Below are 11849 nucleotides of genomic sequence, written 5' to 3' on the forward strand. Positions count from 1 at the left end.
AACTTGATATGAATTAAGGTGAATTTAAACAAACTAGTAATTGTCATTAAAAAGCAGTTAGCTTTTGCTAGCTGTTTCACTCACTGGAAGTTTTTTTATGTAATTTAGATAAAGAAACTAGCCATTAAAAATATTGCTCCTATCAAAATTAGAGAATCAACTAAAATCAAGAACTGTTTTTTCTGTGGCTTTTGAAATTCCTTTATTAATCTAAAAACTGAACTTACTCCGAAACAAATGTATAACAAAATCATTATTATTTTTAGCATTACTAACACTTCTAATATATTAATTATGTATTGGATAATATATCCATATAAGTTTTTAATAAAATTCTTATTTAAATAGAAAATGCCAGCTGAAATGTCAAGGGCGTATCAGCTGGTACTGAAATAGATATTAACTTTTAATATTAGGTTTTTTAGTTCCTACTTTTGCTCTTATTTTTAGAAGAGATTGTACCAAATATTGCTCCGGACATTGCTCCAATCAAAGTCATAAAAATTGCACTCCATGCTGCAAATGACATAATTACACCTCCTAATAATAAAATGCTACAACTATATTAATTATTATATATGAATTTAATAATGTAAAGTGGGGGAAAAGTTAGAAAATTATACAAAAGTGTTAATTCAATTAAAAAAAGAGCCCCACTATAATGGCTGCAAGGCTTCATAAGGTCGAGTTGTGTCGTACTCACAAGGGATTTTAACATGAATGTTGTGGTAAACATACTAAATGTATCTAATTTATTTAGAGCAGTTATTTTAAACAAAAACAATATTTGGTAAGTATATTATTTTTAACAAAAATTTAATTTTATGGAAATTAAAACCCTAGTTTCCTAGGGTAATGGTATAACAGCCAAATATATTTTATTCTTATATATCTTAACTTAATATTACGCTAAAAACATCAGGTAAGTGTAACCAATTGCAGAAAATAAAAGAGCAGCTAGCAAACGCTAACTGCTCGGTTCTCCAAGGGGGAACAAGGAGAAAATCTAATGTCATATACAGTATTAACGGAATATTGAGTTTTATTCTATTTAAATCAAAAAAATGAATTTAATAATTACGATGCGATTAAAGATACTAAAAACACACTATTAATATTAAGTACAAAAGTAAGAACAATGTAAGTGTGATTGTAATTATACTTCTAATCGTTGTTTTCGCAGTAGTTGGCGTATTCATTCCTATAAGGCCACCAATAAAGGTCCAAGCTGTTAATATCAGTAAAAAAATTATTGGGTCGGTAGAACTCCAATTCATCGCTGTATTAATAGATTTATTTTCAAAGTATAGGATAAGTAAGTCAATACAAATAGTAGGAGTTTTTCCTTTGTTTGAAAGTTCAAAAAGATATATAATAATTTTCTGACTATTAATTTGTGGAGGGGTATTAATGAAAAATGAAACGTTACACACACAAGAAGACATTTTAAAAATGCTTGATTCATTATTAAGACCTGCAGAACCATTTTGGAATGAATTTTATGAGAATAGAGAAAAGGATGTTCCATTTTTTGGAAATGTTCCAGATGAGAACCTAGTTTCGTATATACAAAAAGAGAGAGTTTCAAAAGGGAAAGTATTAGAACTTGGGTGTGGTCCAGGTAGAAATGCCATTTATTTAGCGACTCAAGGATTTGATGTAACAGCAGTGGATTTATCTGTAGAAGGCATTAATTGGGCTAAAGAAAGGGCATTGGCAAAAGAGGTAGCAATTCATTTTATTTGTGATTCAATTTTTAATTTAGAGGTTCAAAACGAGTTTGATTTTGTATACGATTCGGGCTGTTTGCATCACATTCCACCGCATAGAAGAATAAATTATGTGGATTTAATTAAAAACTCATTAAAATCGGGTGGTTATTTCGGATTAACATGTTTTGCGGCAGGCGATTTAGATGAGCGAAATGGATCAGAAATAACAGATTGGGATGTATATAGAGGGTGGAGTCTACAAGGTGGTCTTGCATACTCGGAAGAAAAGTTAAGAGAGATATTTAAAGAATTTGAGGTAATTGAGATTAGAAGGATGAAACAAATGAAACAACCGAATGAAATGTTTGGAGAATCATTTCTTTGGACAGCATTATTTAAGAAGAAATAATAAAGTAGATAATTGACAAACTCATCGTTTTTATAGACAATATATTAATAGGAATATACGTTCGGTTTTTGAGTGACGTATGTTTTACATAAATACATAACAAGGGGCTGTCTCCATATGAGTAACGCAAATCAAAAAATTACTACGTTTTTAATGTTTGAGGGCAAAGCTGAGGAAGCGATGAATTTTTATACTTCGCTATTTGATCAATCAGAAATTGTAAGTATTTCTCGCTACGATGAAAATGGACCTGGTAAAGAGGGAACTGTAATTCATGCAACTTTTACGCTAAATGGCCAAGAGTTTATGTGTATTGATAGTTATGTAAATCATAATTTTACATTCACTCCAGCTATGTCTCTTTATGTAACTTGTGAGACAGAAGAAGAAATTGATACGGTCTTTCATAAACTAGCGCAGGATGGAGCAATTCTTATGCCTTTAGGTTCCTATCCGTTTAGTAAAAAGTTTGGCTGGTTAAATGATAAGTATGGTGTATCTTGGCAGTTAACTCTTGCTGAATAAAAAAGAAAAAGCGTAGCTTATTTGTTTGTAAAAGATGTTCATCTTGTATGGAATGAAGTTTCTAGGGTTTTAAAGAATAAAGGTGTTCTTATTGCTGGATTTACAAATCCGTTACTATGGATTTTTGATGATAACCAAGAGCAAAAAGGTATTCTGGATGTTAAACATTCAATTCCTTCATCAACATTGGATTATTTACCAGAGGATGAAGTTCAAGATTACATCGATTCAAATCAAACAATAGAATATGCGCATACTTTAGAAGACCAAATCCAAGGCCAAATTGATGCTGGTTTTGCTATAACAGGTTTTTATGAGGATGATTTTGGTGGAACAAGGATATTGGATAAGCATATTAAAACATTTATTGCGACAAAAGCTATAAAATTAAAGATGGATTAAGAATTTTTGCTTGTCGCACGGGGCGTTAGTCGAAGAAGGCTCTTAAAATAGAAAAGGATGGTACTTTCCATCCTTTTCCTTATGTATTTTGAGTGTCGAAACTATTCTCAAAACAAGTTTTACACTACTAGTTGTATAATTAGGTTATGCTTTTATATTAAGAATTTTGCTGACCGAATCTTTTCCCGAGTTTAGCTAACAATTCAGGTTGATCGCTTTGGCTCATTATAACTTCAATAAAGATAAGTTGATTCTTATTAAAAGTTATATTTGTTAAGACTTCTGCTAATTCTGCTTCATTTTCTACTTTAAATGTTAGACTTTTTTCTTCGGATCCAAATACCATTGATAGTTTATTGTAATCCCACATCTGTATGTCATTATAAAGTTGGTTTTGGCCGTGAATGGCACGTTCAACAGTGTATCCGTTGTTATTGATTAAAAATATAATCGGTTTTAAATTTTGACGTAGTATAGTTGATAACTCTTGGGCAGTTACTTGGAAAGAACCATCACCAATAATTAAAATGTTGCGCCGTGATAAATTGGCGAGCTGTGTACCAAGTAGAGCGGGCAGTGTATATCCGATAGATCCCCATAACGGTTGACCTACATATGCAGTGTTATTAGGTAGAGGGATAGCAGCACTACCAAAGAAAGGTGTTCCTTGCTCTACAATTAAGACGTCGTTTTCTTGTAAGAAATGGTACATTTGCTGCCAAAAACGTTTTTGTGTGACCATTTGTGCTTTTGGATTGAACTCTTCAGTAAAAGGTGATGATTCTAAAATAAATGGCTTAACGTCAAGGGTATCTTTATTACGATGCTCAATTGAATCACTTAAATGTTGTAAAACATCCTGCATTACAACTGGACCGTATTTTTTATCTATAATTTTCACAGTGTAGGGATGGATTTCTATAACTTGTTCTTTTGTAAAACCTTGTGTGAAGCCGCCTGTAATAGTATCAGTTAACTTCACACCAATACTAATAATACAATCAGATTCATCAATTCTTTTTCGCAAGTACGGCGAACTTACATCACCAGTATAAACACCTATAAATTGAGGGTGTTTTTCTGGGAATATTCCTTTTCCCATACTGAACGTCGCGATGGGAAACCCAGTTTTTTCTACGAATTGATGTAAACTTTCTTTAGCATGAAATCGATCTACTTCAAAATCAGCTAAAATAACAGGTTTTTTGGCACTATTTATTTTTGAAATGGCATGTAGAAGCATTTTATTTAATGCTTCTTTATTACTTAAAATAGGTTTATTTATAATAGGTTCTGTCGGTTTATTAATTGGTTTATTATACACATCAATCGGCAAATTAATATGAACAGGGCGTTTTTCATTCCAACATGCACGTAAAACACGGTCAATTTCCTCAGCAGCATGCTCAGGTGTTACATTTGTTTGTGCTATAGTGATTTCTCGATACATATTGGAAAAGTGATCGAACTTTCCATCTCCTAACGTATGATGGACGATTGCTCCATTTTCCATTACTTTTGTTGGTGGTGTACCTGTAATTTTTATAACTGGCACGTTTTCCGCATATGAGCCAGCAATACCGTTAATAGCGCTTAATTCTCCAACACCGAAAGTAGTAATAAGAGCGGCGATTCCTTTTATGCGAGCGTACCCATCTGCTGCATATGCAGCATTTAATTCATTACAATTGCCAATCCACTTTAAATTTTTATGTGCTACCACATCATCTAAAAAGGCAAGATTATAATCACCAGGAACCCCAAATATATGTTCAATTCCTAATTCGTGTAGTCTATCCAATAAATATGTACTTACAGTATATTGTTTTTTCAAATGAATCATCTCCTAATTATGCAATGAATGTTTCAATAGACTGAACAAGTTCTAATGCGTTGATTAAAATATTCATTACTAGATTGTGGTATAATTTACATACAGGGGGAAAGTAGATGACACAACATAAAGAAGAACAGATGAATGAGGCATTAGCATTATTTTATTTTGCATATAAAACATTTACTGAAAAGCCAGATGAAATTATAAAAGAATATGGCATTCAACGAGTACATCATCGAATTTTATTTTTTATCGCACGTTTTCCAGGGATAAGTGTAAATGAGTTATTATCACTATTAGAAATAAGTAAACAAGCTCTCCACGGGCCGCTACGTCAACTTGTGGAAAAGGGCTTAATTGAGAGTAATGAAGCTATGCATGATCGACGTGTGAAACAGTTGTCTTTAACAGAAAAAGGTACAGATTTAGAGAAAAAACTGAGTGATGTACAAAGACAACAAATGGGTGCTATTTTTTCAAAATTTGGTGAATCATGTGAGGACAATTGGCACCAAGTTATGAATGAAATGGCAAATAGCCGATCAGGTTTTGATGCTTGGATATCGAAACGGGAAATACCAGTCGATCAAAAATAATGAAAAAGCTTCTGTTTTTATCGTTTGAAAAAGAACAAATTTTATCCATACATTTGGCAACTATCGATTGGTCATAGAGTGAATGGATAAAAAGATACATTACTAGATACTTTATACGTGTACGTAATGGAACAATAAAATTCACATTTCCGAAAGGGGAATTATAATGATAAAACTTGTACTTATTCGTCACGGACAAAGTTTATGGAATCTTGAAAATCGCTTTACTGGATGGACAGATGTTGATCTATCAGAGAATGGATTAAGTGAAGCGAGAGAAGCAGGAGCAATATTAAAGAAAAACGGATATACTTTTGATGTGGCTTATACATCTGTATTAAAACGCGCAATTCGGACGTTATGGATTGTACTTCATGAGATGGATCTTACTTGGGTCCCAATACATAAATCTTGGAAGCTAAATGAAAGACATTATGGTGCATTGCAAGGGTTGAATAAAGATGAAACTGCTCAAAAATATGGTGAGGAGCAAGTTCATATTTGGAGAAGAAGTGTTGATGTAAGACCACCGGCTCTTACTGAAGACGATCCTCGATATGAAGCGACCGATCCAAGATATAAAACACTCAAAAAAGGTGAATTTCCATTAACTGAATGTTTAGAGGATACGGAGAAGAGAGTACTTGCTTATTGGCATTCAGAAATTGCGCCGACATTAAAAAGTGATAATAAAGTAATTATTTCATCACACGGTAACACAATTCGCTCGCTAGTAAAATATTTAGACAACCTTTCAAGTGATGGTGTAGTTTCATTAAATATTCCAACTAGCATTCCGCTTGTTTATGAATTAGACGAAAACTTACGTCCGATTCGTCATTATTATTTAAGTATGGATGGAGAAGTACCTGAAGGGGAAATTCCGAAACATATTTCTTTTTAATACGAAAATTTGAAATGAATGCTTGTCTACATATACAATATAGACTCATGGTAAAGTGGAATTTTAATCAGTGGGGTCTTACTGCCCACAAATAGCAGGATAAAAGACGTGGTACCTTCTAATATATATGCGATGTAGCTAATTTTAGAAGCTTGTCCACGTCTTTTGTCATAAAGAGAGCAGCTTGCGCATGTAATGATATCGTGAGTAGTTTTTGAATGGAGGGTGATGTGATTAATGATCTCTAACATTCGAATTGGCTTATTTGTTTTAGCGATTGTCTTTGTAGTCCTTGTTTTCTTTTATTGGAAAAATGAAGAGTTGTACGAGGAGAAAAAGCAACGTATTAGAAAGACTTGGTATGGTTTGTTTATCATATCTGTCACCGTGTATTTCATGATAAAAGGAATCGATTTAACCCTCTGGAAAAATCTTTTAATGTTTACTGCAATGGTTATTTTTGTAGATATTGCATTCATTTTAACGCCTAATATTTCAGAAATATGGGGTGCGAAATTTAGCGATATTGGCAAGACAGTTCAATCCATAAAACGATCATTAATTGCATCTAAAGCGAGAGGAGAAATATACACGACAATTATTCAAAATGTTAATCCAGCAGTATTCGGTACGATGGAATGGCATACGGAAGAGGAATATACAAAGAGCTTAAATGCATTTTTAGATTCATACGGGGAAAAGATTGGCGCGAAAATTGTTGTTTTTGAAGCCGCGAAAGAATTAAATACAAACTTTCGTGGTATTCGCTCGCAATTTAGTATTATCGTTCCGTTAGAACATATGGAGCAATTGAATGAGCAGAAAGCGGTGCAAGTAGAAAATGTCGGGGTTATACCAGCAAAAATAGTAAGTGACGTTTTCATTGTTATTGATGGAAAGAAAAATAACCTGCAAGATCGGGATTTTGAAAATGTATATAATTTAACAATACATCACAGTTATTTTAGTAAATAAGGACAGAATCTTTTTCTGTCCTTTTCTTCTATACATAAATTAAAAACAAAATCCGACAAAGTTGAATAAAATTGGACAATCATTCCTACACTAGCATGTAGAGGTGATTGTAGTGGTAAAAGATTATGACAATGATTTTTTTAAAGAAGATAACGAAGATACAACAGATTTCTCTTTAATAAAAGGGGATACGTTGCAGCAAGTAGAAGAATTAGAAGAAGAATTAAAAAGAAAATCATAAGTGTACACTCTTTTTACATTTGCTATATAATATAAATAAAAGGTTGTATCTTTTTGAAAAGGGGGAGAAGAGATGGCTGAAGTCAATGTACAAAAGTCTTCGTTTTTTAAAGAAAAAAAAGAAGAATCCAATACAGATTTCTCTCTTGTGAAAGGTGCATTAACGGAGAATATAAATCGGTTAGAGAAACTGATGAATAATAGTAGTTCAAAATATATACAGGTGAAAAAAACAAAAGAAAATGCATAGAGCATTTTCTTTTGTTTTTTTATTTAATAGTAAACTTATCTTTTACTTTTTCAGGTAAATCTGCTTTCTGAATCTCTTCATAGGACTTTACTTCAATTGATGATATTTCATTTTTGCTATTATCATCTTGATCTACATAAAGGCGTAAAAACGCGTCTTCACTTAATTTATGGTTGTTTTCTTTTTTTGTACTTCTAAATGTAATTTGTTTTTTGACACCATCTTCATCATATGCGGGGAGCGTATAGTTTCGTAAGTTTCTACCATCTACTTTTTCGATAGTTCCTTCGCCTTTTATCTGCATGTAATATACATCCTTACCAATTCTATTTAGTGACGCTCTCTCACAGCCAATAGTAAAACTAAAAAATAATAAACATAGTGTAATAATTGCTAAAAACTTTTTCATTTTCTTTATCTCCTTTAATGTGTTTCTTTAAAAAGTATACGACTATTATTAAATGAGAAAAATCGATATAGCTTACAACGCCCTTACAATATTGTAAGAGTGTTGTACATAAAATGAAGAATAAAAGTTAAAAGAAAGGTAAAATAATGAATCATGGTATAATGATAAAAGACTTACATACTATTTTTTCATTTTGAGAGGAGCTTGAAAAATGTATTCTACTTTAGAACAATTAACAAAGCACCCTGTATTTTATCATTTTGCAGAAATTTCAAAGATTCCTAGAGGATCAGGTAATGAAAAGGAAATTAGTGATTATTTAGTGGGCTTTGCAAAAGAGCGTGACTTAGAAGTCATTCAAGATGAAGCATTAAATGTCATTATTAAAAAAGAAGCAACAGCTGGTTATGAAAATGTACCAGCTATTATTATTCAAGGTCATATGGATATGGTTTGCGAAAAAAATCAAGCAACAGTACATGATTTTGAAAAAGATCCAATTGAATTACGAATCATTGGGGACATGTTATATGCAAATCAAACAACTCTAGGTGCTGATAATGGTATTGCAGTTGCGTATGCATTAGCTTTATTAGATTCGAAAGAAATTCTGCATCCAGCACTTGAAGTCGTTATCACTACTGAAGAAGAAACGACAATGGGCGGGGCTTTTGCTATTGATCCAAATCATTTTGAAGGAAAGATATTTATAAATATTGATTCTGAAGAAGATCATAAATTACTTGTAAGTAGTGCAGGTGGTGCGAAAGCTGTTGAAACAATTCCCGTAATTTGGGATGAAGCGCCAGCGAATATGGATGCATACCGTCTATATGTTGGTGGTCTAAAAGGCGGACATTCTGGTATGGAGATTGATAAACAACGCGGTAATGCGAACAAAGTATTAGGACGAGTATTACGTGATTTATCAGCACGTACGGAGTTTTACATAAGTGAAGTTCACGGCGGATTAAAAACGAATGCAATTCCGCGTGAAAGTGTAGCTACAATTTTAATTCGTACAGAAGATGTAGGACAAGTAGAAGAAAAACTAGAATCATGGACACGTGTATTACAAGAAGAAATGCGTGCTGTTGATCCAGATGTTCATGTTACACTGACAAAATTGGATGAAACAGTTGAAAAAGTATTTGCTAAAGAGACACAAAAGCAGCTTATTTCATCATTATTCTTAATTCCGAATGGTATTCAAAGTATGAGCATGGATATTAAAGGTCTTGTAGAAAGCTCAACAAATTTAGGCGTTATTGAAACGTTGCAAGATGAAATTAAATTACGTAACGAAGTGCGAAGTTCTGTAAGTAGTTTAAAACAACATGTTGCAGAAGAAATCAAATATATTGCTGAATTAGTTGGTGCTACATTTGAAATAGAGTCAGAGTATCCAGAATGGCCATACAATCCAAACTCACAAATTCGTAATTTATTTGAAAAAGTACATCAAGAAAAATACAATAAAGAAATTGAAATCTTCGCTGTGCATGCGGGGATTGAGTGTAGCGCATTCGTTCAAAAGATGCCTGAATTAGATGCAATTTCATTTGGACCAGACATTTTCAACGTCCACACTCCAGATGAACATATCAGTATCTCTTCTGTAGTGAATAACTGGGGATTCTTCATTGATGTAATGAAGGGTACGAAAGAATTAGCTAAGTAATAACGACGAAATAAAAAGGAGCCTATAAAAATTTATAGGCTCCTTTTTTGTATTGGAATTTATCCCGCTATTTGCCGGGCAGCCCGATTGGTTCAACTAATAATCGTGGGGGATGAATAAAACCACTACTGATTAAAGTTTCACTTTATGAGAAGTCATTTTTCGTTAGTATGTAATATTAAGCTTGAACAATTAATAAGGATGAATTGTTGATGTTTTTTAGTACTAATGAAGGGGTGGAGAAATGAAGGAAAGAAAGCATTTTATTGTTTGTATGTTTTTATTGTTTTTCACATTTAGTTTTATTGGTGTTCAGAAAATAATAGCAGAAGAAGTTGAATTTTCAGGAACAACAGCTCCATTGAATGTAAATGTTAGAGAGGCAAAAAGTTTGAATGCAAATATTGTAGATGTGATTCCCGGAAATAAAAAAGTATCTTTTAAAGGATGGGAGTATGGTGAAGCGGTTAAAGATTACTGGACAGGAAATTTAGATAATCGTTGGTTTTATTATTTTAAAGATGGAAAAAAAGTATATGTAACGTCAGCGTATATTAATGGAAATCCCCCAAGTACACCAACAGACCGTAAATTATCTGTACCTAACATATTACAAGAAAGATCAAATTGGTGTTGGGCAGGCACTTCGGTTTCAGTTTTAAATTATTTTGGGAAAACTCCTTCACAAGATCAGTATGTTAGGTATGTTAAGGGTGGATCATATAATAATCCTGCAACTTCACGTGAAATACAATATGGATTATCGGGATATGGTGTTAGCTCAGCTATAAGTTCTGGAGCAAAATCTTATGATTGGTTCAAAAGTCAAATTAATAGTAATCAGCCGATGATTGCACTCATTATGTGGCAAAATGGAGCTAACATCGGACACTTTCTAGTACTTGATGGATTTTATAAAGGGACAAATGGAACAGATTATATAACATACATGGACCCTTGGTATGGTGATCATTATAATCATAATTTCAGTACGTTCCATAACAATAATAATTTTTGGTGGAGTGAAACTGTTTATAATATCCATGCAAACTAATAATATTAAAAGCGGGGGTTCATAAATGGGAAAACTACTTAAGCTTGTGATACTGTGCATGTGCTTAATGACCGTTATTATTTTCGCTAGTAAAATTAGTTATGCATCAAAAAATAAAAGTGAATCAGTACAATCGATCGCATTAAAAGATTATCAATATAGTAAGGGAAGTTCTTCTGAAAATTTAAGTTTTGAAAAAATAACAACATCTCCATTTTCGTTACCAATCTATGAAACAATTCCAGCACAGCAAATTTTAAATAGCTCTGAATTTAAGAATTTACTATTACCAACAAATGAAAAGCTGTGGTTTATTATGAAGGGTGAGCAGCCAGAAGGACTAATTGTTGCGAATGATACTGAACCGATTCGAACGGGCGGAGAAAATAGAAGTAAAGATTTATATGGATTATATAAAGCAATAAAAAATAATACAAATGAAACAAAAGATATTAGTTATTTCGAATTTGAAGGGCAAGGAATATTGGTAGTAAATCAAAATAATGATCAAGAAATATACCTTAGTAAAGGTGCCGCTGCCATATTAAAACTTCCTGCTGGTCAAAAAGTATTGAGCAGTGAAGTAATACAGAAAATGAAAGAGAGAATTGTAACTGGTTTTGAATAGTGGTAATATCTGATTTTTTTTGTTTATACAAGGTTGAATAGGGAACAGGATCAATGGTAGCATTAGGGCATCTTTACTGTTTGAAACCTAATAGTGTATATAAAAAGGTTAGAGAAGTTAATTCTCTAACCTTTTTATATTAATGTCTGAAATTTAAAAAGTGATGGAGTAAACCAAATAATAAAAGTTTGTCTGCTCTTCTATTTTTATTTGCAATTTAAACTCGT

At 32.5% G+C, this 11849-nt stretch carries 12 protein-coding genes and 1 pseudogene; 11 read left to right on the forward strand and 2 right to left on the reverse strand.

Translation table 11 applies throughout. The annotated features are described in order from the left end of the window. Positions 1-1410 precede the first annotated feature (1410 nt). The 3 genes and pseudogenes from ACQGSG_RS22085 to ACQGSG_RS22095 form a co-directional block, all read left to right on the forward strand. Positions 1411-2121 (forward strand): class I SAM-dependent methyltransferase, encoded by a 711-nt coding sequence (locus tag ACQGSG_RS22085; RefSeq protein WP_098605356.1) that lies wholly within the window; start codon positions 1411-1413, stop codon positions 2119-2121. Between the two features lie 117 nt (positions 2122-2238). After that, entirely contained in the window at positions 2239-2646 is a 408-nt protein-coding gene (locus ACQGSG_RS22090) for a VOC family protein (RefSeq protein WP_000063587.1), read from the forward strand. A 12-nt stretch (positions 2647-2658) separates the two neighbouring features. After that, positions 2659-3048 (forward strand): annotated as a pseudogene (locus tag ACQGSG_RS22095) (SAM-dependent methyltransferase); the annotation flags it as partial. Positions 3049-3205: 157 nt separating this feature from the next. Here ACQGSG_RS22095 and ACQGSG_RS22100 read toward each other — a convergent pair. Next, positions 3206-4891, reverse strand: a complete 1686-nt coding sequence (locus ACQGSG_RS22100) for an alpha-keto acid decarboxylase family protein (protein WP_097918591.1) — start codon at positions 4889-4891, stop codon at positions 3206-3208. 107 nt (positions 4892-4998) lie between these two features. On the opposite strand from ACQGSG_RS22100, the gene ACQGSG_RS22105 reads away from it, so the two are divergent. The 5 genes from ACQGSG_RS22105 to spoIISB all read left to right on the forward strand — a co-directional run bounded on the left by ACQGSG_RS22105 (position 4999) and on the right by spoIISB (position 7850). Next, a complete protein-coding gene (locus ACQGSG_RS22105; RefSeq protein ID WP_000191888.1) occupies positions 4999-5481 on the forward strand; it encodes a MarR family winged helix-turn-helix transcriptional regulator in 483 nt (160 codons plus the stop codon). Between the two features lie 166 nt (positions 5482-5647). Beyond that, entirely contained in the window at positions 5648-6385 is a 738-nt protein-coding gene (gpmA, locus tag ACQGSG_RS22110) for a 2,3-diphosphoglycerate-dependent phosphoglycerate mutase (RefSeq protein ID WP_000594151.1), read from the forward strand. A gap of 237 nt (positions 6386-6622) precedes the next feature. Next, positions 6623-7360 (forward strand): type II toxin-antitoxin system SpoIISA family toxin, encoded by a 738-nt coding sequence (locus ACQGSG_RS22115; protein ID WP_000624979.1) that lies wholly within the window; start codon positions 6623-6625, stop codon positions 7358-7360. Between the two features lie 112 nt (positions 7361-7472). Beyond that, the gene (locus tag ACQGSG_RS22120; RefSeq protein WP_000237818.1) at positions 7473-7601 is read left to right on the forward strand and encodes a hypothetical protein; all 129 of its coding nucleotides are present in this window, start codon (positions 7473-7475) and stop codon (positions 7599-7601) included. A 72-nt stretch (positions 7602-7673) separates the two neighbouring features. Next, positions 7674-7850 carry a stage II sporulation protein SB gene (spoIISB, locus tag ACQGSG_RS22125; RefSeq protein WP_000852627.1) on the forward strand — a complete coding sequence of 59 codons (177 nt, stop codon included), beginning with the start codon at positions 7674-7676 and terminating at the stop codon, positions 7848-7850. 19 nt (positions 7851-7869) lie between these two features. On the opposite strand, the gene ACQGSG_RS22130 is transcribed toward spoIISB, so the two are convergent. Continuing rightward, entirely contained in the window at positions 7870-8259 is a 390-nt protein-coding gene (locus ACQGSG_RS22130; RefSeq protein ID WP_325842915.1) for a YxeA family protein, read from the reverse strand. Positions 8260-8470: 211 nt separating this feature from the next. Here ACQGSG_RS22130 and pepD point away from each other — a divergent pair, with 211 nt between their 5' ends. From pepD to ACQGSG_RS22145, 3 genes are all read left to right on the forward strand, one after another. Further along, complete coding sequence (gene pepD / locus ACQGSG_RS22135; protein WP_000287533.1) at positions 8471-9940, forward strand: beta-Ala-His dipeptidase; 1470 nt, start codon at positions 8471-8473, stop codon at positions 9938-9940. 244 nt (positions 9941-10184) lie between these two features. Further along, entirely contained in the window at positions 10185-10994 is an 810-nt protein-coding gene (locus ACQGSG_RS22140; RefSeq protein ID WP_000664542.1) for a papain-like cysteine protease family protein, read from the forward strand. A gap of 25 nt (positions 10995-11019) precedes the next feature. Then, positions 11020-11622, forward strand: coding sequence for a hypothetical protein (locus tag ACQGSG_RS22145; RefSeq protein ID WP_000517260.1), 603 nt, complete (start codon positions 11020-11022; stop codon positions 11620-11622). Positions 11623-11849: the final 227 nt, after the last annotated feature.

This window comes from Bacillus sp. GMa5/1, from assembly GCF_050172015.1.
Lineage (GTDB): Bacteria > Bacillota > Bacilli > Bacillales > Bacillaceae_G > Bacillus_A > Bacillus_A cereus.

What these genes read in the sequence shown, in the direction of transcription:
- ACQGSG_RS22085 (WP_098605356.1), top strand. Translation starts at nt 1,411, where the DNA reads ATGAAAAATGAAACGTTACACACACAAGAAGACATTTTAAAAATGCTT.
- ACQGSG_RS22115 (WP_000624979.1), top strand. Translation starts at nt 6,623, where the DNA reads ATGATCTCTAACATTCGAATTGGCTTATTTGTTTTAGCGATTGTCTTT.
- ACQGSG_RS22090 (WP_000063587.1), top strand. Translation starts at nt 2,239, where the DNA reads ATGAGTAACGCAAATCAAAAAATTACTACGTTTTTAATGTTTGAGGGC.
- gpmA (WP_000594151.1), top strand. Translation starts at nt 5,648, where the DNA reads ATGATAAAACTTGTACTTATTCGTCACGGACAAAGTTTATGGAATCTT.
- ACQGSG_RS22140 (WP_000664542.1), top strand. Translation starts at nt 10,185, where the DNA reads ATGAAGGAAAGAAAGCATTTTATTGTTTGTATGTTTTTATTGTTTTTC.
- spoIISB (WP_000852627.1), top strand. Translation starts at nt 7,674, where the DNA reads ATGGCTGAAGTCAATGTACAAAAGTCTTCGTTTTTTAAAGAAAAAAAA.
- ACQGSG_RS22100 (WP_097918591.1), bottom strand. Translation starts at nt 4,891, where the DNA reads ATGATTCATTTGAAAAAACAATATACTGTAAGTACATATTTATTGGAT.
- ACQGSG_RS22130 (WP_325842915.1), bottom strand. Translation starts at nt 8,259, where the DNA reads ATGAAAAAGTTTTTAGCAATTATTACACTATGTTTATTATTTTTTAGT.
- pepD (WP_000287533.1), top strand. Translation starts at nt 8,471, where the DNA reads ATGTATTCTACTTTAGAACAATTAACAAAGCACCCTGTATTTTATCAT.
- ACQGSG_RS22105 (WP_000191888.1), top strand. Translation starts at nt 4,999, where the DNA reads ATGACACAACATAAAGAAGAACAGATGAATGAGGCATTAGCATTATTT.
- ACQGSG_RS22145 (WP_000517260.1), top strand. Translation starts at nt 11,020, where the DNA reads ATGGGAAAACTACTTAAGCTTGTGATACTGTGCATGTGCTTAATGACC.